Genomic DNA, 20817 nt, shown 5'->3' with positions numbered 1-20817 from the left:
GTGTGGGTTGCGCTTGCTTGCTGTCTGTCGCTGGTAACTTGCCGCTGCCGCTACAGCAGGGGCGCCAGGTAGGCGCTCCAGGTCCGTACCCCCTCGGGGCTGCGCAACTGGTCGTTGCGCACCTCGATCAGCACCGAATCCAGGCCGCGGCCATCGCCGTGCACCGGGACCGTCATGTCGGTCAGGGGGTTGATCTTGTAGGGCTGGTTGCCCGCTGCCCGCAGCGAATGCCGGCTCAGTCCGTCGACGATGCGCTGGGCGTACTCCTTGGCTTCGCCGAACAGCACGCCGGCTTCCAGGGCGCGTGGCTGGCCATAGAACACCGGGGTGAAACTGTGGATGCCCACCACGCGTACCGGCCGGTTGGCGGCCAGGCGTCGGTCGATCAGCGCCCGCAAGCGATCATGAAAGGGATGGAACAGGCACTGCTGGCGATATTCGCGCGTGGCCTCGTCCAGGTCATGGTTGCCCGGGACCTGGTAGATCTCGCTCTGGGCCGGAATGCTGTCCGGCACGTGCAACGGGCGGTTGAGGTCGATCAACAGCCGTGAGTAATTGGCCGACAGCAAGGTCGCACCGAGGGTTTCGGACAGGCGTTCGGCCAGTAGCAGTGCGCCGATGTCCCAGGCGATGTGCTCCTGGGACGCGGTTTCATCCAGGCCCAGGTCGTTGAGCGCCACGGGAATGAACCGGCTGGCGTGTTCGCACACCAGCAGCACCGGGTGGTCGGATTCCTCCCGGATCAGTCGATAGGCCGGCCTGGTGTAGAGGCCTGATTCAGCACATTCAATAGATTCGCGCATAGTGCTCGCAACGCTCGGCAGGTGAGAGCGCCTGGGTCAAGGCCTGCTCCTGGGCCTTCAAGGCGAAATAGGTGTCGACCAGCGGGCCGGGCAGGGCCTCGAGCAGCGCCCCGCTGTGGCGCAGGCAGTCCAGTGCCTGGGCCAGGGTTGTCGGCAGGGCGATAATGCCACGGGCGCGACGTTGTGTTTCATCCAGCTCATCGGGTATTTCATCGGTGACAGCGTTCAATGCCAATCGGTGCTGGATGCCCAACCGCCCGGCAATCAACAGCGCGGCCATCGCCAGATGCGGTGAGGCGGTGGCGTCCATGGCGCGAAACTCCAGGTTGTACTGGTTCGCCAGCGGCTTGCCTCCCAGGCTCACGGTCGGGCAGATGCGCAGCGCCGCTTCGCGGTTGCGCTGTCCCAGGCACGCATAGGATGCGCTCCAATGATGAGGTTGCAGGCGCGCGTAGGACAACGGCGTCGGTGCGGTCAGCGCGCACAGCGCCGGCAGATAATGAAGCACTCCTGCGGCCCAATGCTGGCCGAGGCTGGACAAGCCATTGCTGCTGGCGGCGTGATACAGCACCGGGTCTGCGCTCAGGTCTTGCAGGCTCAGGTGCAGATGCACGCCGTTGCACACGGCATTTTCCGAGGTCTTGGGGGCGAAGCTCACGTCCAGGCCCATCTGCCGGGCGATCTCGCGGGTGATTTCCCGAACGTTCACCGCCCGATCGGCGGCGGCCACGCCCAGGGTCGGGCGGCAGGTGATCTCGTATTGCTGCTTGCCGTATTCCGGCAGGAACATTTCCGGCTCGACGCCGCCGGCCCGCAGGGCACTGAGCAGCCACCCGGCGAACCCGGCCTGCTGGCGCTGGGCCTGGAGGCTGAAGGCCAGGCGATCAGGTTGCGCAGGCGTGGCAGCCAGGTTGAATTCATGCTCGAACGCGGCGAAAACCTGCAGGCCCAGTTCGCTGCGATAACGCTCCACTTCGTCCTGCAGCAGCGTGCGCGGGCAGGCGCTCCAGGGCCGGCCGTCGGTCTCCCGGATATCGCAATGGATGAAGTCCAGGGCCGGCGCCTGGGTGTCGGGGCCATTGTTGACGATCACCCGGCTGGACAGGTCCGGTACCAGTCGCAGGTCGCCATAGGCGCCCCAGGGGTTGGTCGAGGCGATGACATCCTGGGGCGTCAACGCGCTGTTGGCCGGCACCCAGCCGCAACCGGCGGTGACGTAGTGGGGCAACTCATCGCTGGGAAACGAGCGCCCGCGGGTCACGCCGATCAGGTCGGTGGTCACCAGGGTCGTGACCGGCAGCGGTGCGAGGAGGGCAGCGGCATCGAGACGGCTCATGGCTGCATCTCCTGCAAACGAGCGAGTACGGTGTCGGTGTCGGTGATCCAGCAATAGCCCTTGATCGCGTTCAGGCACGCCAGGTGCCGTTGTTCGGTATAGGTCGCACAAGCGTCTTCCACCAGCGTGACCAGGTAGCCGCGGTCGGCGGCGTCACGCACGGCCATGTCGACGCACTGGTCGGTGACGATTCCGGCGACGATCAGGTGCCGGGTCTGCAGGTTGCGCAGCACGTAATCGATGTTGGTGGAATTGAACACCCCGGAGGAGGTCTTGGGCAGCACGATTTCGTTTTCCTGCGGCGCCAGTTCGGCAATGATTTGCGCCTCGGGGCTGCCCTTGGGCAGGTGCATGTCCGACAGCTTGTGGTCCAGGGAGCGGTCGCGGCCATCGGCGGTGAGGCTTTCGATGTGAGTGTGCAACACGTTGTGCTGCGCCGCGCGCATTGCCTCGAGCAAGCGCTGCTGATTGGGAATGACCTGCTGGCGGGCCCGCTGGAGGAAATACTCGGCCTCGGGGCTGTGCAGGTGGGCATCGAATTGCGGTTCCAGCCAGGCGCATTGCATGTCCACCAACAGCAAGGCCGTGTGCTGGCGGGTGAACGGCAAATCCCGGGGCGAGCGGTGGGGGAGCGAGAACATCCTTATTTTTCCTCCAGCAGGTGCGTGTTGAATTCCGTGCGCAGGGCGTCGATGCCTTCCAGGCGTTCGGCCAGCTCGGGGCATTGCAAGGTCAGGCAGGCGATCAGGGCCTCGACCTGGGCCAGCGCCGGCACCAGGCTGTCGAAGGCCGAAGCCGATTCCACCGGGGCGCTGATGATCAGGTCGGCCAGCTCGCGCAACGGCGAAGCATAGACGTCGCTGAACAGGACGACCCGGGCGTGCCGCGCCTTGGCCGCGCTGGCCACGCGCAGGGCCTGGGCCTGGTAGCGACGGTAATCGAAAATCAACACCACGTCCTGGCGCTGTACGTCGAACAGGCGGTCAGGCAGTTGGGCGTTGTCTTCCAGGGCAAAGCAGCCGGCGCGCAGCAATCGCAAATGGTTGAGCAGGTAGTGGGCCAGGAAGCTGCTGAAGCGCCCGCCGAAACAATGCACCTGGTGGCGGCTGTCGAGCAACCACTGCACGAGAATGCGCACGTCTTCGGGTTGGGTCAGGGCCTGGGTGTCGACAAGGTTGCGTTGGCTGGCGGCCAGGTACTGGCTCCAGGTATCGCCTTGCTGCAATTTGGCCCGCGGTTGCAGCAGCGTGCGAGGGGAGCGCAGGCGATGGTCCATGTCACTGAGCAGTGCATCCTGGAATTCGGCATAACCGCCAAACCCGAGTTTTTTCACCAGCCGTACGATGGTCGGGTCGCTGACGCCGGCATGGTCTGCCAGGCGTGACATCGGACCGAGGCCGTTGCGTGGGTAGTGATCGAGCAGGGCGCGGACGACCTTGCGTTCCGACGGCGTCAACACCAGGCCGGGATCGGTGATCAGGTCTCTGAGGGGCGGCATCCGTGCTCCTTGCCTGGATGTAATGTTGAATTTCTTTCATAACTCCTGAAAACAGTATTTATGTAGCTGGTGCTACATGTCCAGTGGTTTTTACGTTCCGTTTAAAATGCTCCAAAGTCGTGCGAAAACCCTGTAGGAGTTGGTCTCGACCGGGTGGAATGAGTATGTCAGCCGTTGCATCTTGGACATGTCGGATATAACGCCTTTTTGTCTCACTTATTTGATTTCGTATAAGGTGCTGTACAACTAAACCCGGGAATATCCCCGTCCATGCGACCCGTTCGATTACCGAGAATCCAGTGTGCAAGCCACTCGCCTGACGTTGATCTGCCACGCCCGCACCATTGCCCAGAAACAGGCGCGCTTCAGCGTGGACGAAGCGCTGGACGCCGACTGGCTGAGGCGACGCGGGCAGGTCGAGCATGGCTATCGAAACGTCCGGCAACTGCTGTGTGGGCCGGAACTGCGCACTCGCCAGACGGCCGCGCTGTTCGGCGACGAGTTCCAGGTGGATCCGGCCCTGGCCGATTGCGATCTAGGACGCTGGCGCGGGTTGTCCATCGATGAATTGCTCGAGGTGGAACCGCAGGCCCTGCAAACCTGGCTTGACGATGCCGAGGCGGCCCCCCATGGCGGTGAATCCATCGCCCGGTTGTGTCGCCGTGTCGGGGATTGGCTGGTCAGCCTGGAAACCCGACCGGGGCATCTGCTGGCCGTCACCCACCCCTTCGTGATCCGCGCCGCCTTGATGACCGTCATGGGCTGCCCGGCCGCTACATTCAATCGAATCGACATTGAACCGTTGTCCACCCTGGAGTTGCGTTTCAACGGCGTATGGCGCTTGCGTACCCAGGAACCTGGCCAGGAGTCGCCGCGATGAAGAGGTTGTCAGTCATTGGCATTGGGGCCGGCGATCCGGATCACCTGACGATGCAGGCCGTGAAAGCCTTGAACCGTTTGGACGTGGTCTTCCTCATGGACAAGGGCCCGGCCAAGGACAAACTGTTGGACCTGCGGCGCGAAATCTGTCGACGCTACATCGTGGATCGCACCTGCCGTTTCGTCGAAACCTACAGCCCGGAACGCCAGCGCGGCGACCTGGGCTACAAGGACAGCGTCGAAGCGCTGAACCGTGCGAAACAGGCCACCTTCGAACGGTTGATCGATGAAGAACTGTCCGACGGGCAGCGGGGCGGTTTTCTGGTGTGGGGCGACCCGGCGTTGTACGACAGTACCGTGCGCATCCTGCAAACTATTCTCGACGGGGGCCGTTGTGCCTTCGAGTTCGAGGTGATCCCTGGCATCACCAGTGTCCAGGCCCTGGCCGCCCGGCACAAAGTGCCGTTGAACAGCATTGGTGGTTCGCTGGAAATCACCACCGGACGCCGCTTGGCGGCGGGGCAGGTGGGCGACGCGGCGAGCGTGGTGGTGATGCTCGATGCCGAGGATGCCTATCGCCAGGTGAGCGATCCCGATACGCAGATTTACTGGGGCGCCTATGTGGGGACGCCGGATGAAATCCTGATCGCCGGCCGGCTGGGGGATGTGGCCGATGACATCGAACGCACCCGCAAGGCCGCGCGAAAAGCCAACGGGTGGATCATGGATACGTATTTGTTGCGTAAGCCTCAATGATGCCGCACATCAACCTGTGGCGAGAGGAATGTGGGAGCAAGGCTTGCCCGCGATACAGGCGATGCGATCTTCCAGAAATCGAGGCGCTCATATCGCGAGCAAGCTTTGCTCCCACCTGTATTTCCTCGCCCTGACGGCGTTCGACAGCTTCATCGCCAGCAGGCTATTTACCCCCTTCCAAACCGCTCCCGGTACACCGACGGCGCCAACCCCACGACGCTGCGAAACGCCACGCGAAAGCTTTCCACCGAGCGGTAGCCACACAGTTGCGCGATAATGTCGGTGTTGTCGCCGGTGCTTTCCAGCAGCTCGCGGGCCCGGGCCAGGCGTTCGTGTTGCAGCCAGGCCTTGGGCGACATGCCGCAGGCCTGGGTGAAGTGGCGCAGGAAGGTGCGTTCGCTCATGGCCGCCTGGCTGGCCAGTTCGCGCACACCGAGGGGTTCGTGCAGGCGCTCGCGAGCCCATTGCATGACGCTCGACAGGTCGCCGCGTGGCGTACGGCTGACCGGCGAGGGAATGAACTGCGCCTGGCCGCCCGTACGTTGTGGTGACATCACTAACCGGCGCGCCACGGTGTTGGCGACCTGGAGGCCATAATCCCGTGCCACCAGGTGCAGGCAGGCATCGATGCCGGCGGCGCTACCCGCCGAAGTGATGACCTGTCCGGAGTCCACGTACAGCACATCCGGGTCGACCCGGACGGCGGGAAAACTCTCGGCCAGTTCGTCGGTGTAGCGCCAGTGAGTCGTGGCGCCCAGGCCATCGAGCAGCCCGGCGGCGGCCAGGACGAAGGCCCCGGAGCAGATCGACAGCAGACGCGCGCCACGGGCGTGGGCCCGGCGTAGTGCATCGAGCAACGCCTCGGAAGGTGGCTCGCTGCGGCTGCGCCAGCCTGGCACGACAATGGTCCGGGCGGTTTCGAGCAGTTCCATGCCGCCATCGGCCAATACCTGGAAGCCGCCCATGGCGCGCATCGGGCCGTCATCGACCGCGACGATCCGATGCTCGTACCAGGGGAAATCGAATTCCGGGCGCTCCAATCCGAAGATCTCGACGGCAACGCCGAATTCAAAGGTGCATAGGCCATCGTAGGCGAGGATCGCGACCAGACCTGGGAGAGGCTGCATTTGTCGGAAAATTCCCACAGAGTGTCTTGTACGCCACTGTAGCCGCAAGCCTGGGGGGGATAAAGTCCCTTCACGCCTTTATCTACCCTTGGAGTACACCCCCATGACTAGCCTGGTTCGCGAAGTGCCTGCCGCCCCTTCCGATATCGCCCTACAGCATTTCAGCCGTCGCCTGTCATTCGAAACGGATTGTTCCGACGTTCACGCCAGCCAACAGGCCGGCAATGTCGACTTTGTGCTGGTGGATGTACGCGGACCGCTGGCTTACGAACGCGGCCACGTACCCGGGGCGATCAACCTGCCGACCCGCACGCTCACCGCCCAGGCACTGGCCGCCTATGCCAAGACCACCCTGTTCGTGGTGTATTGCGCCGGCCCCCATTGCAATGGCGCGAACAAGGCGGCGGTGCGCCTGGCAACCTTGGGTTACCCGGTCAAGGAAATGATCGGCGGCGTCATGGGCTGGCTCGATGAAGGCTTTCGCCTGACCGGCTCGGTGGAGCGCGTGGCGGACGAGGCGATCCGCTGCGACTGCTGACTTGGTTTTTATAGTTTGTGTGCATATCCGTTGCTGCGGTAACGGCTACTTAGGGTTCCGCCCTTACGGCGGGTCACTTTTGGAAGAGCGCCAAAAGTAACCAAAAACGCTCTGCCCCACCACTCGGCACCTCGCCTAGGCTCGGTGTGCCCTCACTCCGGCATTGTTCCGTGGGCCCGCCGCGAAGGGCCATCCATGGCCCAGCGCGGCTATCCCGGCATCCATGCCGGGATGCCCACTCCACAATGCCTGCGTTCGGCCATCGTGGTTAACGGGGCGCCCCAGATCAAAATCAAACGCGAGGCGGCCTTATAGCCGGCCTGGTTCTGGGGGAATGTGTTTCCCCTGTGGGAGTGAGCTTGCTCGCGAAGGCGATTTCACTGTCGATGAGGATATTGAGCAAGCTCGCTTTTCAGGGAAGCTTTATTGCCCTTCGAGTCCGCGTTGTTCAATCACCCCAAAAACATCCGCCACATCCTGGACCATGATCCGAGCGATGTTGGTGATGGTGTTGATGTCGGTCTCGGCTGAATCGCGCAGGGTCGTACAGGCCATGAGCGTCAGGTAGTCGAGGGTGGCGTGCAGGCGTTCGCTGACGCAGGCGTGGAGTTCGGGCAATGGGGCGGTGCGGTCGATGAACAGGATGGGTTGGGTGGTGGCGATGAGGGTTAGCGGGGTAAAGCGGTTAGATGATTGATTTGTCGTCATAAGGTTGGGCTCTATCAAGGAAAATGAATTGCCACCTTGTTTGCTGCGAATCAAACGGGTGGCAGTTGCGCGCGGGTTCGCAGACCGAGGAAGAGACCAAACCCGGCAGACCCGAAGGTCTCCCACGCGCAACCGCCATAAAATGAACGCGGGCAAGTTTGCCTGAGTTTTCATTCGACGGTGCAAAGTCTCATCTGTTGTTAGGGCTGCGAAACCCTCCCCACTGACCAAAGCCAGCAGATGAGCCGAACTATAGAAGGGGATTTTTGAGGCAACAACTGACCTGTAGGACGCCCACAAACCCCGTGGCGAGGGAGCTTGCTCCCGCTCGGTGGCGCAGCCGCCGTAAACCCTGGGCATGGGATTGGTCTGACGAAAAGAGGGGGCTGCTTCGCAGCCCAGCGGGGATAAATCCCCTCGCCACAAAAGGGGGATTCCTACGAGATTTTCAGAAGGCCAGAGGAGCAATTGATTTCAGAAACGGAACGCGGAGCGTCAAAAACGTGTGGGAGCGAGCTTGCTCGCGATGACGTAGGCACAGCCAACATCATCGCAAACTGGCCCTCCGCTTTCGCGAGCAAGCTCGCTCCCACAGTTGGATCGGAGTACGACAAAAGAGACAGGTCGGCTATAAGGTCGCCTCGCTTTGGCCTTTTACCTGGGCAGAGCGTTTTTGGTTACTTTCGCCTGGGCCGGCTTCCGGCTTTTCGAAAGTGACCCGCCGTCAGGGCGGACCCCTAAGTAGCCGTTACCGCAGCAACGGATATACACAAACCAAGCTATTTTTATAACTAATTGTCGCCTCCACACAATTCCCCTCCTGGGCACCCCTCTAGACTCCCGCCCACTTCGGTTCCTCACTGACCGAACGCTGCCTACGAATCTGCCAATAATGACCCATAAAACCCCTGCACACTCAGGAGCGAAAATGAAGAAGCTAGCCATGTTCGGTGCCCTGGCACTGTCCGTGTTGTCCCTGTCGGCCATGGCCGAAGACGCCAAGCCGATCCGCCTCGGGATCGAAGCCGGTTACCCGCCTTTTTCGATGAAAACCCCCGACGGCAAGCTGGCTGGCTTCGATGTCGATATCGGCGATGCGCTGTGTGAACAGATGAAGGTCAAGTGCGTCTGGGTCGAGCAGGAGTTCGATGGCCTGATCCCTGCGCTGAAAGTGAAGAAAATCGACGCGATCCTTTCGTCCATGACCATCACCGACGACCGCAAGAAAAATGTCGATTTCACCATCAAGTACTACCACACCCCAGCGCGCTTCGTGATGAAGGAAGGCGCCAACGTCAAGGACCCGCTGACCGAACTCAAGGGCAAGAAAGTCGGTGTACTGCGCGCCAGCACCCATGACCGTTTCGCCACCGAAGTGCTGGTGCCCGCCGGTATCGACCTGGTGCGCTACAGCTCCCAACAGGAAGCCAACCTGGACATGGTCGCCGGCCGCCTCGACGCCATGCTGGCCGACTCGGTGAACCTCGACGAAGGCTTCCTGAAAACCGACGCCGGCAAAGGTTTCGCCTTCGTCGGCCCGACCTATGAAGATGCGAAATACTTCGGCGGCGGTGCCGGCATTGCGGTGCGCAAGGGTGATAAGGCCCTGGCCGATCAATTCAACGCGGCCATCACCGAAATCCGCGCCAACGGCACGTACAAGAAAGTGCAGGACAAATACTTCGCCTTTGACGTCTACGGGCATTAATCGGTAGGCGCTGCCGAAGGCTGCGATCTTTTGATCTTTCGCTTGAGATTCAAGTGTCTGGGGAAAGATCACAGCCTCGTTGCACTCGACAGCTCCTACACCTAGCCATTCGGAGATTTCATGCAACGCATCGACCATACCCTGCCATGGAGCCACCTGGGCACCGAGCGCTGGCTCAGTGTGTTTCGCTACGGCCATGGGCCGCGCAAGGCCTACATCCAGGCCAGCCTGCACGCCGATGAACTGCCGGGCATGCGCACCGCCTGGGAGCTGAAGCAGCGGCTCAACGATCTTGAGGCCCAGGGTTTGCTCAAGGGTGTGATCGAACTGGTGCCGGTGGCCAACCCCATCGGCCTGGATCAACACCTGCAAAGCGCCCACATGGGGCGTTTCGAACTGGGCAGTGGCAAGAATTTCAACCGCTCCTTCGTGGAGCTCAGTGCACCGGTGGCGCAACGCATCGGTGATCGCCTGGGAGACGACCCGGCCGCCAATATCACCTTGATCCGCCAGACCATGGCCGAGGTCCTCGACGACTTGCCGCCACCCCCTTCGCAACTCGAAGCGCTGCATCGCCTGCTGCTGCGCCATGCCTGCGACGCCGACATCACCTTGGACCTGCATTGCGATTTCGAGGCGGCGATCCATTTGTATGCCTTGCCACAGCAGTGGCCGCAGTGGCGTTCTCTGGCCGCACGCTTGAAAGCCGGTGTGGCGTTGCTGTGCGAGGATTCGGGCGGCAGTTCGTTCGATGAGTCCTGCTCCTCGCCCTGGTTGCGCCTGGCCAAGGCCTTTCCTGCGGCGGCGATTCCCGCGGCGAACCTGGCGACGACGCTGGAGTTGGGCAGCATGGGCGATACCCGGGTGGAGCAGGCCCAGGCCAATTGTGAAGCCATCCTCGGGTTTCTCGCCGAGCAGGGACTTATCGCTGGGGACTGGCCGCCCGCACCCAGCGAGTGCTGCGAAGGCTTTCCGTTCGAAGGCACGCAATACCTGTTCGCGCCGCACCATGGCGTGGTGAGTTTCCTGCGGGAGGCTGGCGAATGGGTGGAGCGGGGCGATCCGCTGTTCGAAGTGGTCGATCCGCTGAATGATCGGGTCACCACCGTGCGGGCCGGCACCAGCGGCGTGCTGTTTGCCCTGGACCGCGGGCGCTACACGCAGCCGGGGATCTGGCAGGCAAAAGTCGCTGGGCGTGAACCGATTCGTACGGGGAAATTGATCAACGACTGATAACTGCTGTCTACCTCACCGCACGCGCCTTGCCGTGCGGCTATCGAAAACGATGGAGGAAGATCGATGTTCAAAGCGCTCGCCCTGTTCTTGCTGCTGGTTTCGTTCGGGTTGCAGGCCCAACCTTCGCTGCACACGGACTTGCCGCTCAACTACCTGGCCCAAGTCGATGAGCAGGTTCGGAACCGACCGCTGGTGATCTTCCTGCACGGTTCCGGCAGTAACGAGCAGGACCTGTTCGCACTCAAGGACGAGTTGCCGCAGGATTACAACTACCTCTCGGTGCGCGCGCCCAAGAGCATGGAGCAGGACCGTTACCAATGGTTCGCCAAAAAGGGCGAGGGCGCCTACGACGGTGACCCCTCCGACCTGAAGGCCAGCGGCCAGATGCTGCTGGAGTTCATCGACAAGGCCCGGGCCAAGTATTCGACCGACGCGAGCAAGGTCTACCTGGTGGGGTTCAGCCAGGGCGCGATGATGAGCTACGAAGTGGCCTTGCGACACCCCGAAGCCGTCGGCGGCATTGCCGCGATGGGCGGGCGGGTCCTGTCGGTGCTGCAGGCGGAACTGACCCCCGACGAATCACGACGGACGCTGGCGGTGTTCATCGGCCACGGCACGGCCGACCCGATCATTCCCTACCACGATGGCACCGAGGCCAACACCTTCCTCAAGACCCTGGCGCTGGAACCGGAATTCCATGCCTACCCCGGCGTCGGCCACAGCATCAGTGCCCTGGAGGTGCAGGACCTGCGGGCCTGGCTGGAGCGGCTCAATCCCCGATCACTGTAAATCCCTGTTGGAGCGAGCTTGCTCGCGATAGGGGAGAGCCAGCTGGCATCGATGCCAGGTGTGCCGGCGCCATCGCGAGCAAGCTCGCTCCCACACTGCTCCTGCGCTGAATGCAAAGCTCACGAACATCCACAATCCCTGATGTGGGAGCGAGCTTGCTCGCGAAAGCGGTGGGTCAGCTTGAATCAATGCTGATTGTGTCGCCGCCATCGCGAGCAAGCTCGCTCCCACAATGGTCCTGCGCTGAATGCAAAGCTCACGAACATCCACAATCCCTGTGGGAGCAAGCTCTCTCGTCACAGGTTATCGAACGCCTCAAGGGCAACAGCATGACCTGTTGAATGGGAAAGTGGCCCTGACCCTCAAATCAAGGCCGTGACTTCAAATGTCCTTGACCAGCCGCAGCGCATCGTAGATAGCCGCATGGGTATTACGCGCCGACACCGCGTCGCCAATTCGGAACAGTTGGAAACGGCCCTCCGGGTTGGTCACGATATTTTGGGTTTTCCCGGCGATCAGATTGTGCTGCTCCACCGCGCCGTTATTGCTCGAGTGTGGGCGCAGTTCGAAGTACAAATCGTCCAGGGGCAGGGTGCCGTGGTTGACCACCACCTGATCGACCACGCGCTGCTTGTGCACCTGACCATAATCGCTGCCGAAGTGGGCCACCAATTGACCGTCGCGCTTCTCCACGGAGTCGACCCGATAGGTGACCGTGAAGGTGACGTTCAGGTCTTGCAGGCTGCGCATGTAAGGCACCAGGTTCATCGCCATCACCTCCGGCGCAAACGACCGGTCCGGCGTGACGATCTCCAGTTTCGCACCGCTGTTGGCGATGACCTCGGCCGCTTGTAGCGCCGCGTGGTCGCCCGCGTCGTCGAAGATCAGCACGTTCTGGCCGGGCTTGACGTCGCCGGAAATGATGTCCCAGGTCGACACCACCAGTTCATTGCCGTGCTTGAGCACCTCGGTATGGGGCAAGCCGCCCGTGGCGACGATCACCACGTCCGGCGCCTCGGCCATGACGGTCTCGGCTTCGGCCCAGGTGTTGAATTGGAACTTCACCCCCAGCCGTTCGCATTGCGCCATGCGCCAATCGATGATGCTGATCATCTCGCGCCGCCGCTCGCTCTGCGCCGTCAGGCGGATCTGCCCACCTGGCTGATCCGCCACTTCGAACACCGTGACGTCGTGGCCACGTTCGCCGGCTACCCGTGCCGCTTCCAGGCCCGCCGGGCCGGTGCCGATCACCACCACCTTGCGCTTGACCGACGCCTTGGGAATTTCGTGGGGCATGGTGGTTTCGCGGCCGGTGGCGGCGTTGTGGATGCAGTACGCGGCGCCGCCCTGATAGATGCGGTCCAGGCAATAGTTGGCACCGACGCAGGGGCGGATCTCTTCTTCACGCTTCTCGATGATCTTGCGCACGATGTGCGGATCGGTCATGTGCGCCCGGGTCATGCCGATCATGTCCACCTTGCCGGAGGCGATGGCGTGTCGCGCCGTGGCGACGTCCGGAATCTTGGCCGCATGGAACGTCGGGAAACCGGTGGCCGAGCGGATCTCGCCGGCAAAATCCAGGTGCGGCGAGTTGCGCATGCCCTGGATGGGGATCACGTCGGTGAGGCCGGCATCGGTGTCGATGTGCCCGCGCACGACGTTGAGGAAATCCACCAGCCCACTGTCCTTGAGCATGTGGGAAATCTGGAGACCGTCGCTGGCACCGAAGCCGCCGGGCAGGTCCTCATCGCCGGTGTAGCGCACCCCGAGCAGGAAGTCCTCGCCACAGCGCTGGCGAATGCCGCGTAACACATCAAAAGTGAAGCGCATCCGGTTTTCCAGCGAACCACCGTAGGGCCCGTCGAGATCGTTGGTCAACGGCGACCAGAATTGATCCATGAGGTGTCCGTAGGCCTGCAGTTCCAGGCCATCGAGACCGGCGGCCTTCATGCGTTCGGCGGCGTCCACGTAATCCTTGATGATCCGGTCGATGTCCCAGTCTTCCAGTTTTTTCGGGAAGGACCGGTGGGACGCTTCGCGGCGATGGGAAGGTGATACCACTGGCAGCCAATCAGCCTTGTCCCAGCGCGTGCGCCGGCCCAGGTGGGTCAGTTGAATCATCACTGCGGCGCCATGTTCGTGGCACTCGTCGGTGATGTCCTTCATCCATTTGACCACTTCGTCCTTGTACGCCAGCACGTTGTTGAACACCGGCGGGCTGTCGCGGGAAACGGCGGCGGAGCCCGCCGTCATGGTCAGCGCCACGCCGGCCTTGGCGCGTTCGACGTGATAGGCGCGGTACAGATCCTTCGGCATGCCGTCGACAGGATAAGCGGGCTCATGGGAGGTGGTCATGATCCGGTTTTTGAGGGTCAGGTGTTTGATCTTATAGGGCTGCAGCAGAGGATCGCTGGACATGGTGTTGCGCTCCGGGAACAGGACATCAGGCTTGGTTTGACATGACGGTATGTCGAATGTTCATGTGTGTCAACGATTGGGACACAGGTGTACATTTTCCTTGCGTGACGTAAAAACCAGGATTACCATCCAGTCGAAACAGGGGGGGCCGGCTCGTGCGGCCGGCCATCGCGCATCGATCCAAAGTGCAAGGGGGCTGTGCGAAGCGCCATGCCAGGAACCGCTTTACATCGCGTCGAATATCAGTGGCGCCATTCAACATTTGGCGGGCATGAGCGGTTCAAAGGTCATCGTTGCGATCGACCAGGACGCTGAAGCGCCGATTGCCCAGGTGGCGGATTAGATGTGGGTGGCGGATCTGTTCGAGGCCTTGCCGGCGCTCGAAAAAGCATTGTGAATGCTGACATTCATAAGTTCCGCCAAAGGGCGGAGGAGGGCCGAGCGACCTGGATACATGCAAGGTTTTCGCATAATTAGAACTTATCCATGCACACCATAAAATCCCTTGAGGAGCGTAATAGCACTCCTGCTTTGATGAGGGAACGTGAATTCTTCTGCTGCCCTGCCAATAACTATTAATACAGTACGCGGAGATGCATCATGATGACGTTTTCCAGTAAAACTTGTATCGGCTGGCTTGCCGGCCTGGCGCTGGCCGCTGGCAGCCTGATGGCCCACGCCGAGGAACCCACGCCCATCCGTATCGGTTGGGTGAATTGGTCGGATACGGAAATCGCTGTAAAGCTGGCGGATACCGCATTGCGCGACCACTTGAAGCAACCGGTCAAATTGGTGCTCGCCGACATTGGCATTCAGTTCCAGGCCTTGGCCAACGGCAATATCGACCTGATTCCGATGGTCTGGCTGCCGAACACTCACAAGGCGTTCTATGACAAATACCAGGACAAGCTCGAAGACCTCGGTGTGCTGTATGAAGGTCGGATCGGCATGGCCGTGCCAACGTCCATTCCCACCAGCGAACTCGCCACTGTCGAGGACCTCAACAAGCCTGAAGTGCGGCAAAAACTCGACGGCAAGATCCTGACCTCGGAAGTGGGCAACGGCCAATACAAACTCACGGAAAAGGCCATCAAGGAATACAAGCTCGAAGGCTACAAGATGGTCGCCTCTTCAGAATCTGGGATGTTGAGCGAGCTGGATCGCAACCTCAAACGTGACAAATGGGCATTGATCAACGCCTGGAGCCCACACTGGATGTTCGCCAAGTGGCCGCTGCGCTACCTGGATGATCCGAAGCAGATTTTCGGCGGCGCCGAGCAGATTCACGCGATTGCCCGCAAAGGCTTTAGCGCCGAACATCCCGATGTCGCCCGGTTCTTCGCCAACTTCAAGATTCCCAAGGCCGACCTTGAGAAGCTGATGGCGACCGCCCGTGACAGTTCGGCAGACAAGGTCGTTGCCGAGTACTACGCCGCCAACAAACCTCGCTTCGAGGCCATGTTTGGCAGTCAGACCGCCTCGACGACCGTCAGCCAGTAATCGCCGCCGTTGCTTGATAGGTGTTTGCAGTTCGGTGCCCTTGACGCAAAGTGAAGGGCGTCGGCTGTCAGCGATACCGTTCGGGCTACCCTTGGGACATGCCGGGACCGGCCTCCAGTACCGCTGGGATACGTTGAGCAGCCTGTCATCTTCTTCTGCGTCTGACTCAGGAATGGGGTTGAAAACGATGATCACCCGCTGCGAGCCTTTGTCGTTGGATCCGTCTGTCGCCCGCAGCGCGCAGAGGCTCCGGCGATCGCTGCATGAAATCCTCTCGAACCATTTGGGAGACGGTACCTCCGCGACGACACAGGCCTGTGCCGCCGCCCTGGGCTCGACCGAGTGGTCCCTCAAGAAGCCGCCGGCAACGCCCCGTGCGTTACCGGCAGTCCTGGCGCCCTATTTGGCCCAGGCATTCGACGCTGCGCCAAGCGTCCCCGAACACCTGGCAGGGGTATTGGAGGCGTTGAAGGCGCTGGTGCCCCATGTTCCCTGGATCCATCGTCAGGCCCAGGCCGGCCAGGACGATCGGTTCGTGGAGCGGCATCGCCATGGCATGGTCACCGGTCCAGGGGGATTGTTCGACTGTCCCGGCATGACCCTGGGGTTGGCCCTCATGGCGCCTGAAACCTGTTATCCGTTCCACCAGCATCCTCCGGCTGAGTTCTATCTGGTGTTGTCCCCAGGCGACTGGTATCGCGAGGACGTAGGCTGGTGGACGCCCGGGGCAGGGAGCATTGTCATAAACCCTCCGTCCTGCACCCATGCGATGAGATCAACCCAAGTGCCACTCCTGGCGCTGTGGGGATTGCTCCATGAGCCCTGCGCTTGAGCCGGCCACGGGCGATGCACGCCGTGGGTGATGCCCCACGGCCTCACCTTGGAATCCTCTTGTGCCTGCTTTCCATGTTGCTCTTTGCAAGCCAGGACGGGATCACCAAAGTGTTGGTCAAGGACCTTCCCGTCGCCCAGCTCGTCATGGTGCGTTACTGGGTATTCCTGGCCTTCGCTGTCGGCTATGGCCTTTATCGCGGTCACCTGGGAGCGGCGTGTCGAAGCCATCATCCTGTCCTGCAGGTCATTCGTGCCTTGCTGGGGGTGGGGGAAAGCGCGTTGTTCGGATTGGGGCTGCGTTACCTTGGCATGGCTGAGATGCACGCCCTGTATGCGGTGTTTCCGCTGATGACCCTGGCCTTGGCAGGTGCGTTCCTGGGTGAGTTCATCGGCGTCCGCCGCTGGATCGCTGCGGCCATAGGGTTCTTGGGGACGCTGGTGATCCTCCGTCCGGGAACCGGCGTCTTCGAGTTGGCGGCGCTGATTCCGCTGTTGTCTGCCCTGGGATTCGCGGTCTTCAGTGTGCTGACACGTCGGATCAGCCGGGATGATTCATTCGCCACGAACATGCTCTACATGGGCTTTTTCGGCGCCCTGGCCATCACGTTCTCTGGCTTGCCAGGGTGGGTTTCGCCGAACCCGACACAGTGGGGCCTGATCGCCGTGCTGTCGACGATCGGCATGGTGGCGCAGTTGCTACTCCTCCAGGCGCTCAAGTACGCAACGGCAGGTACGCTTCAACCGTTCAACTACACGCTGTTGGTGTTCGCCACATTCATCGGCCTGCTCGTATTCGGCGAACTGCCTGACCCATGGACTGTCGTGGGGGCGTGCATGGTGATTGCCGGTGGGCTGTATGCGATCAAGGCGAAAGGGTAGGGAATCTGTTTAATTTTATTCGATTTGGGAATAAGCATAATAGAATATATTCCTTGATCGAATTAGTTGGCATGTTAAGTTGACGCTACCGGACCGCCGGATATGTTCAATCCTATTCTATGGTACGACTATGTCCGGCGCCCGAATCTTCCAAATCAGCCTTGAGGCTCTGTCGCATGACGGAGCCCATGCAGTGATTTCTCAGTCCGGCACTCTACGCGTTAGTTCTTGTGCCGCCATTGCCGTTCCATTCGTGACCGGCAAACCTCTCCCCTGTCAGGCCAACAGTGAGGCCTGCAGTGCAATCAGCGAAGGCTTGGCATTTCTGCTCTACGCCATGTGACGCACCGCTGTCGGCGTTTCCATACCGTAACGTCAGTCAGTCATCTCCAGGTAATACCCGGTCCCGGGTGGTGCTTGAAGTGTGAGTGAGTGGGCGTCTGTTCAGCGCAGCCTATCGCGACTTACCACCATGCCCAATTATTTGGATGAAGCTCATCGAGCCGAAATCGTTAAGCTCAGCAGGACCTTGACCAGCCAGACCGAGTGGCCCACCTGGCTTTTACTGGTCGGCTTTTATCTGGCTTGGGCTCTTATCGTTTTTCATGGGCAGGCACTTGGCCAACTCATCAGCATTGTCCTGTTGGTTCCACTGGTCGTGCTCTGGATGTCGATTCAACATGAGCTTATTCACGGTCACCCAACGCGTTGGCCTGCCATAAATAAAGCCCTGGGGTTTCTGCCGTTTGCCGTGTGGTATCCCTACGACATCTACCGGGACACGCATCTCGCCCATCACAACGATGAAGTGCTGACTGTGCCCGGACAAGATCCGGAAAGTCGTTATGTCACCAGCCGTTCCTGGGTGCAATCACCCCGTTATATGAAGACCTTGTTGTGGGTGAATAAGACCTTGGGCGGGCGCTTGATCATCGGCGCGCCGTTGGCATTGATGACCCTTGCAAGTACCACGTTCGGTGGGTTGTTGCATTCAGAACGAAGCAGTTGGCGGATGTGGCTCATTCATCTCTTGAGCGTTGGGGTGTTGCTGGGATTGGTTGAACAATACAGCGCCATCAGCGCTGTGCAGTACGTATTTTTAGTTTCGCTGCCGGCCTTGTCCATTTCAATGATCAGGTCGTTTTACGAACATCGGCCGTCAACGCTGCCAGAACACCGCACGGTGATCAATGAATCTTCAGGGCTTTTGAGTTGGCTCTTTCTTAACCTCAATCTTCACTTGGTTCATCACGATCTTCCCGGTTTGCCCTGGTTTTACTTGCCCCAAGTGTACAGAGCCAGGCGTGAACAATGGATCGCGCGAAACAATGGCTATGTCATTCATGGCTACTTCCAGTTATTGCAGAGACATCTGATCAATCCCGTGGATTGTCCTCGCCATCCTGCCAGGCACTGAAAATACTCAAGCTAATCTGGGCGTCGGAAAATGATACGTTTTGAAGCCATCAAGAAAACTCATAAAGGCAGCCCGCGAATGGCCGTGAGCGATTTAACGCTTCATGTCCGAGAGGGGGAAATCTGCGTATTTGTCGGGCCAAGTGGGTGTGGCAAAACGACCATTTTGCGAATGATCAATAGATTGGACACCCAGGACAGTGGTCGCATCTGTGTCAATGGGGTGGCGACCGATGAGCTTGACGTCGTGACGCTTCGCCGTGGCATCGGTTTCATGATGCAAAGCTCAGCCTTATTTCCTCATCAAACCGTCGCGGAAAATATTGGCGCTGTTCCGCGGCTCTTGGGTTGGAGCAAGCACAAAATCGGCCAGCGGGTGAGCGAACTCATTTCCCTGGTCGGACTTCAGCCGGAATTTCTGGACAGGTACCCTAATCAACTGTCGGGCGGGCAGCAAAGTCGTGTTGCCTTGGCGAGGGCATTGGCCTCGGACCCACCGGTCGTATTGATGGACGAACCCTTTGCCGCGCTTGATCCGGTGATCCGCGAGCGACTGCAGGACGAACTGGTTGCGCTGCAGAGGCGTTTGCATAAAACCATCATCCTGGTGACCCATGACATGGAAGAGGCCATCAAGATTGGTGATCGGATTGCCATCTTCGAGGGCGAAGGAAAGCTGGCTCAGTTCGATACACCTCACAATATCCTTGCCCATCCTGCCAGCGAGTTTGTGAAGAACTTCATCGGCAAGGATCCGCTGTTGAAAAGACTGTCGCTGATGAAGGTTTCTGATCTTCCTGTGGATGAAGTCAATTGCGAATTCAAACTTCTGCTGGACGATAAGTCCAATCCGCTGAAGTGGGTCAGTGAATCGGACTTGCCTGTTCCTGAACTTACCACGGTGTCGAATAATGACTCGTTGCATCACGCACTGGTTAAAATGCTAACGGCTCCGTTCGGTGTGGTTGTTCGAGTGGACGAGGCGGGCGGTTACGAAGGTTGCCTGTCGATTACCAGCTTTCACAGCGCACTCAATGAGCGCCGCTTTGGAAGTGCACAATGATTGACTGGTCCTGGATCGTTGAAAACTGGCAGCAGATTGGCCAGCTGTTATTTGATCATATTCAGCTGGTGACCTTGGGGCTGTGTATAGGCATGTTGTTGGCGGGCGCAATGGTGCTTTTGACGTTGTGGAAGCCAGGGTTGGCGCAGCCCATGATTTACGTCAGCGGAATACTTTTTACCATTCCGTCCCTGGCACTGTTCATTTTGATAATGCCCTTTACCGGTTTGTCCAAGACGACGGCGGTGATCGGTTTGAGCCTGTATGCCTTGCTTATCGTGTTACAGAACACTTTGGCGGGCCTTGCGAGTAACCCCCCGGACGTGCTGGAAGAAGCCCGTGCGCTAGGGTACACGCGCATGCAGAGATTCCTGGGAGTTGAACTTCCCCTGGCGCTGCCTTCGTTATTGGCAGGGCTGCGAACGACCGCTGTGACATTGGTCGGGCTGGTGACGGTTACTGCGTTAATTGGTCAAGGTGGATTGGGGCAGTTGTTCATTACCGGGTTGGCTCAAAGTTTCACTACGCCTGTGGCGGTCAGTTTGGTCCTGACGGTGATGTTGGCGTTATGTTTTGATTTTCTGTTTTATTCAATCAATAAATGGCTGGTCCCTTGGGTGCGCTAATGAATAACATCGCAGATGTCTATCTCTGGTTTTCTCTTCCTGAAAACTGGTTGGGCGAAGACGGGATACTGACTCGACTGGCGGAGCATATTTATTATGTGTCTTTGAGCCTGGCTATTGCTTGTGCAATAGCGTTGCCGCTCGGCGTACTCATGGCTAACTACCGCAAAGGCGCACAGGTGGCGATCGGGCTGTTCAATATTGGGCGAGCATTGCCTTCCCTGGGTATTGTGATACTCGCAATCATGGTCATTGGCTATGAAACCAGCACGGTGATTATCGCCTTGGTCACCATGAGCATCCCGCCGATATTGACCAATACCTATGTTGGCATCGATCAGGTGGATTCGTCTCTGAAACATGCTGCCAAATCGATGGGGATGCGCAGATGGCAGATGTTTATCCAGCTGGAATTACCGTTGGCTTTTCCGTTGATCTTTTCTGGATTCCGATCAGCCCTGGTGCAACTTATTGCCACGGCCACCATCGCCGCCTATGCAGGGTTCGGCGGGCTGGGCAGGTTTCTCATTGATGGGCTGGGTCGAAATGACACCCCTCAAATCATTGGCGGCGCACTGGTGGTGTCGGCACTTGCGATTGTCAGCGAGTGGGTTTGTTCAATGATCGAAACACTCATGGTTCGAAAATGGCGAGTGGGGAATGTTGAACTGAGCGCTCCATGAGCATGGGCATTTAAAAGTGC

Annotated in this window: 20 protein-coding genes and 1 pseudogene; 14 read left to right on the top strand and 7 right to left on the bottom strand. The window is 59.9% G+C overall.

All coding sequences use genetic code 11. From position 1 onward, the window contains the following. Positions 1-50: 50 nt before the first annotated feature. The 4 genes from BLO80_RS03395 to BLO80_RS03380 are packed head-to-tail and all read right to left on the bottom strand — an operon-like array spanning position 51 to position 3637. Entirely contained in the window at positions 51-803 is a 753-nt protein-coding gene (locus BLO80_RS03395) for an N-formylglutamate amidohydrolase (RefSeq protein ID WP_092197118.1), read from the bottom strand. Continuing rightward, complete coding sequence (locus tag BLO80_RS03390) at positions 787-2139, bottom strand: type I glutamate--ammonia ligase (protein ID WP_092326796.1); 1353 nt, start codon at positions 2137-2139, stop codon at positions 787-789. The genes BLO80_RS03395 and BLO80_RS03390 overlap by 17 nt, the downstream gene beginning before the upstream one ends. Beyond that, positions 2136-2780, bottom strand: coding sequence for a cysteine hydrolase family protein (locus BLO80_RS03385; RefSeq protein ID WP_092326795.1), 645 nt, complete (start codon positions 2778-2780; stop codon positions 2136-2138). The genes BLO80_RS03390 and BLO80_RS03385 overlap by 4 nt, the downstream gene beginning before the upstream one ends. 2 nt (positions 2781-2782) lie before the next feature. Further along, positions 2783-3637 (bottom strand): MurR/RpiR family transcriptional regulator, encoded by an 855-nt coding sequence (locus BLO80_RS03380; protein ID WP_060738282.1) that lies wholly within the window; start codon positions 3635-3637, stop codon positions 2783-2785. Between the two features lie 301 nt (positions 3638-3938). Here BLO80_RS03380 and BLO80_RS03375 point away from each other — a divergent pair, with 301 nt between their 5' ends. Both BLO80_RS03375 and cobF read left to right on the top strand, forming a co-directional pair. After that, the gene (locus tag BLO80_RS03375) at positions 3939-4517 is read left to right on the top strand and encodes a histidine phosphatase family protein (RefSeq protein ID WP_092326793.1); all 579 of its coding nucleotides are present in this window, start codon (positions 3939-3941) and stop codon (positions 4515-4517) included. Beyond that, positions 4514-5272, top strand: coding sequence for a precorrin-6A synthase (deacetylating) (gene cobF / locus BLO80_RS03370; protein WP_092326792.1), 759 nt, complete (start codon positions 4514-4516; stop codon positions 5270-5272). The genes BLO80_RS03375 and cobF overlap by 4 nt, the downstream gene beginning before the upstream one ends. A gap of 167 nt (positions 5273-5439) precedes the next feature. Here cobF and ftrA read toward each other — a convergent pair whose 3' ends face one another. After that, entirely contained in the window at positions 5440-6399 is a 960-nt protein-coding gene (gene ftrA, locus BLO80_RS03365; RefSeq protein WP_092326790.1) for a transcriptional regulator FtrA, read from the bottom strand. Between the two features lie 103 nt (positions 6400-6502). Between ftrA and BLO80_RS03360 the strand changes: the two genes are divergently transcribed. Beyond that, entirely contained in the window at positions 6503-6937 is a 435-nt protein-coding gene (locus BLO80_RS03360) for a rhodanese-like domain-containing protein (RefSeq protein WP_092326789.1), read from the top strand. Positions 6938-7360: 423 nt separating this feature from the next. Here BLO80_RS03360 and BLO80_RS03350 read toward each other — a convergent pair whose 3' ends face one another. Continuing rightward, complete coding sequence (locus BLO80_RS03350; RefSeq protein ID WP_092326787.1) at positions 7361-7645, bottom strand: fructose-bisphosphate aldolase; 285 nt, start codon at positions 7643-7645, stop codon at positions 7361-7363. Between the two features lie 928 nt (positions 7646-8573). Here BLO80_RS03350 and BLO80_RS03345 point away from each other — a divergent pair. The 3 genes from BLO80_RS03345 to BLO80_RS03335 all read left to right on the top strand — a co-directional run bounded on the left by BLO80_RS03345 (position 8574) and on the right by BLO80_RS03335 (position 11378). After that, positions 8574-9353 carry an ABC transporter substrate-binding protein gene (locus BLO80_RS03345; protein ID WP_092326786.1) on the top strand — a complete coding sequence of 260 codons (780 nt, stop codon included), beginning with the start codon at positions 8574-8576 and terminating at the stop codon, positions 9351-9353. 120 nt (positions 9354-9473) lie between these two features. Beyond that, complete coding sequence (locus BLO80_RS03340; RefSeq protein ID WP_092326784.1) at positions 9474-10586, top strand: M14 family metallopeptidase; 1113 nt, start codon at positions 9474-9476, stop codon at positions 10584-10586. 66 nt (positions 10587-10652) lie between these two features. Then, positions 10653-11378 carry an alpha/beta hydrolase gene (locus tag BLO80_RS03335; RefSeq protein ID WP_092326783.1) on the top strand — a complete coding sequence of 242 codons (726 nt, stop codon included), beginning with the start codon at positions 10653-10655 and terminating at the stop codon, positions 11376-11378. A 381-nt stretch (positions 11379-11759) separates the two neighbouring features. Here the strand turns inward: BLO80_RS03335 and BLO80_RS03330 are convergent, their stop codons facing one another. Continuing rightward, on the bottom strand, positions 11760-13796 hold the full coding sequence (locus BLO80_RS03330) for an NADH:flavin oxidoreductase (protein ID WP_092326781.1): 2037 nt from the start codon (positions 13794-13796) through the stop codon (positions 11760-11762). A gap of 223 nt (positions 13797-14019) precedes the next feature. Here BLO80_RS03330 and BLO80_RS28815 point away from each other — a divergent pair. The 8 genes and pseudogenes from BLO80_RS28815 to BLO80_RS03290 all read left to right on the top strand — a co-directional run. Then, a pseudogene (locus BLO80_RS28815) lies at positions 14020-14139 on the top strand (electron transfer flavoprotein subunit alpha/FixB family protein); the annotation flags it as partial. Positions 14140-14396: 257 nt separating this feature from the next. Beyond that, positions 14397-15296 (top strand): glycine betaine ABC transporter substrate-binding protein, encoded by a 900-nt coding sequence (locus tag BLO80_RS03320; RefSeq protein WP_092326778.1) that lies wholly within the window; start codon positions 14397-14399, stop codon positions 15294-15296. A 172-nt stretch (positions 15297-15468) separates the two neighbouring features. Beyond that, positions 15469-16128: a dimethylsulfonioproprionate lyase family protein gene (locus BLO80_RS03315; RefSeq protein WP_092326777.1), complete on the top strand. Its 660-nt coding sequence runs from the start codon at positions 15469-15471 to the stop codon at positions 16126-16128. A gap of 14 nt (positions 16129-16142) precedes the next feature. Beyond that, complete coding sequence (locus tag BLO80_RS03310; RefSeq protein ID WP_092326775.1) at positions 16143-17009, top strand: DMT family transporter; 867 nt, start codon at positions 16143-16145, stop codon at positions 17007-17009. Positions 17010-17481: 472 nt separating this feature from the next. Then, positions 17482-18426, top strand: coding sequence for a fatty acid desaturase (locus tag BLO80_RS03305; RefSeq protein ID WP_092326774.1), 945 nt, complete (start codon positions 17482-17484; stop codon positions 18424-18426). A 30-nt stretch (positions 18427-18456) separates the two neighbouring features. Further along, positions 18457-19488, top strand: a complete 1032-nt coding sequence (locus BLO80_RS03300) for an ABC transporter ATP-binding protein (RefSeq protein ID WP_092326772.1) — start codon at positions 18457-18459, stop codon at positions 19486-19488. Continuing rightward, a complete protein-coding gene (locus BLO80_RS03295) occupies positions 19485-20114 on the top strand; it encodes an ABC transporter permease (RefSeq protein WP_092326770.1) in 630 nt (209 codons plus the stop codon). Before BLO80_RS03300 ends, BLO80_RS03295 begins: the two co-directional genes overlap by 4 nt. Further along, positions 20114-20797, top strand: a complete 684-nt coding sequence (locus tag BLO80_RS03290) for an ABC transporter permease (protein WP_092326769.1) — start codon at positions 20114-20116, stop codon at positions 20795-20797. Before BLO80_RS03295 ends, BLO80_RS03290 begins: the two co-directional genes overlap by 1 nt. Positions 20798-20817 lie beyond the last annotated feature (20 nt).

Source organism: Pseudomonas sp. NFACC56-3 (assembly GCF_900100025.1).
Taxonomy (GTDB): domain Bacteria; phylum Pseudomonadota; class Gammaproteobacteria; order Pseudomonadales; family Pseudomonadaceae; genus Aquipseudomonas; species Aquipseudomonas fluorescens_AA.
The sequence above is the reverse complement of the archived record's forward strand: the minus strand, read 5'-3'. Positions and strand labels throughout refer to the sequence as shown.

What these genes read in the sequence shown, in the direction of transcription:
- BLO80_RS03395 (WP_092197118.1), bottom strand. Translation starts at nt 803, where the DNA reads ATGCGCGAATCTATTGAATGTGCTGAATCAGGCCTCTACACCAGGCCG.
- BLO80_RS03390 (WP_092326796.1), bottom strand. Translation starts at nt 2,139, where the DNA reads ATGAGCCGTCTCGATGCCGCTGCCCTCCTCGCACCGCTGCCGGTCACG.
- BLO80_RS03385 (WP_092326795.1), bottom strand. Translation starts at nt 2,780, where the DNA reads ATGTTCTCGCTCCCCCACCGCTCGCCCCGGGATTTGCCGTTCACCCGC.
- BLO80_RS03380 (WP_060738282.1), bottom strand. Translation starts at nt 3,637, where the DNA reads ATGCCGCCCCTCAGAGACCTGATCACCGATCCCGGCCTGGTGTTGACG.
- cobF (WP_092326792.1), top strand. Translation starts at nt 4,514, where the DNA reads ATGAAGAGGTTGTCAGTCATTGGCATTGGGGCCGGCGATCCGGATCAC.
- ftrA (WP_092326790.1), bottom strand. Translation starts at nt 6,399, where the DNA reads ATGCAGCCTCTCCCAGGTCTGGTCGCGATCCTCGCCTACGATGGCCTA.
- BLO80_RS03360 (WP_092326789.1), top strand. Translation starts at nt 6,503, where the DNA reads ATGACTAGCCTGGTTCGCGAAGTGCCTGCCGCCCCTTCCGATATCGCC.
- BLO80_RS03350 (WP_092326787.1), bottom strand. Translation starts at nt 7,645, where the DNA reads ATGACGACAAATCAATCATCTAACCGCTTTACCCCGCTAACCCTCATC.
- BLO80_RS03345 (WP_092326786.1), top strand. Translation starts at nt 8,574, where the DNA reads ATGAAGAAGCTAGCCATGTTCGGTGCCCTGGCACTGTCCGTGTTGTCC.
- BLO80_RS03340 (WP_092326784.1), top strand. Translation starts at nt 9,474, where the DNA reads ATGCAACGCATCGACCATACCCTGCCATGGAGCCACCTGGGCACCGAG.
- BLO80_RS03335 (WP_092326783.1), top strand. Translation starts at nt 10,653, where the DNA reads ATGTTCAAAGCGCTCGCCCTGTTCTTGCTGCTGGTTTCGTTCGGGTTG.
- BLO80_RS03330 (WP_092326781.1), bottom strand. Translation starts at nt 13,796, where the DNA reads ATGTCCAGCGATCCTCTGCTGCAGCCCTATAAGATCAAACACCTGACC.
- BLO80_RS03320 (WP_092326778.1), top strand. Translation starts at nt 14,397, where the DNA reads ATGATGACGTTTTCCAGTAAAACTTGTATCGGCTGGCTTGCCGGCCTG.
- BLO80_RS03315 (WP_092326777.1), top strand. Translation starts at nt 15,469, where the DNA reads ATGGGGTTGAAAACGATGATCACCCGCTGCGAGCCTTTGTCGTTGGAT.
- BLO80_RS03310 (WP_092326775.1), top strand. Translation starts at nt 16,143, where the DNA reads ATGCACGCCGTGGGTGATGCCCCACGGCCTCACCTTGGAATCCTCTTG.
- BLO80_RS03305 (WP_092326774.1), top strand. Translation starts at nt 17,482, where the DNA reads ATGCCCAATTATTTGGATGAAGCTCATCGAGCCGAAATCGTTAAGCTC.
- BLO80_RS03300 (WP_092326772.1), top strand. Translation starts at nt 18,457, where the DNA reads ATGATACGTTTTGAAGCCATCAAGAAAACTCATAAAGGCAGCCCGCGA.
- BLO80_RS03295 (WP_092326770.1), top strand. Translation starts at nt 19,485, where the DNA reads ATGATTGACTGGTCCTGGATCGTTGAAAACTGGCAGCAGATTGGCCAG.
- BLO80_RS03290 (WP_092326769.1), top strand. Translation starts at nt 20,114, where the DNA reads ATGAATAACATCGCAGATGTCTATCTCTGGTTTTCTCTTCCTGAAAAC.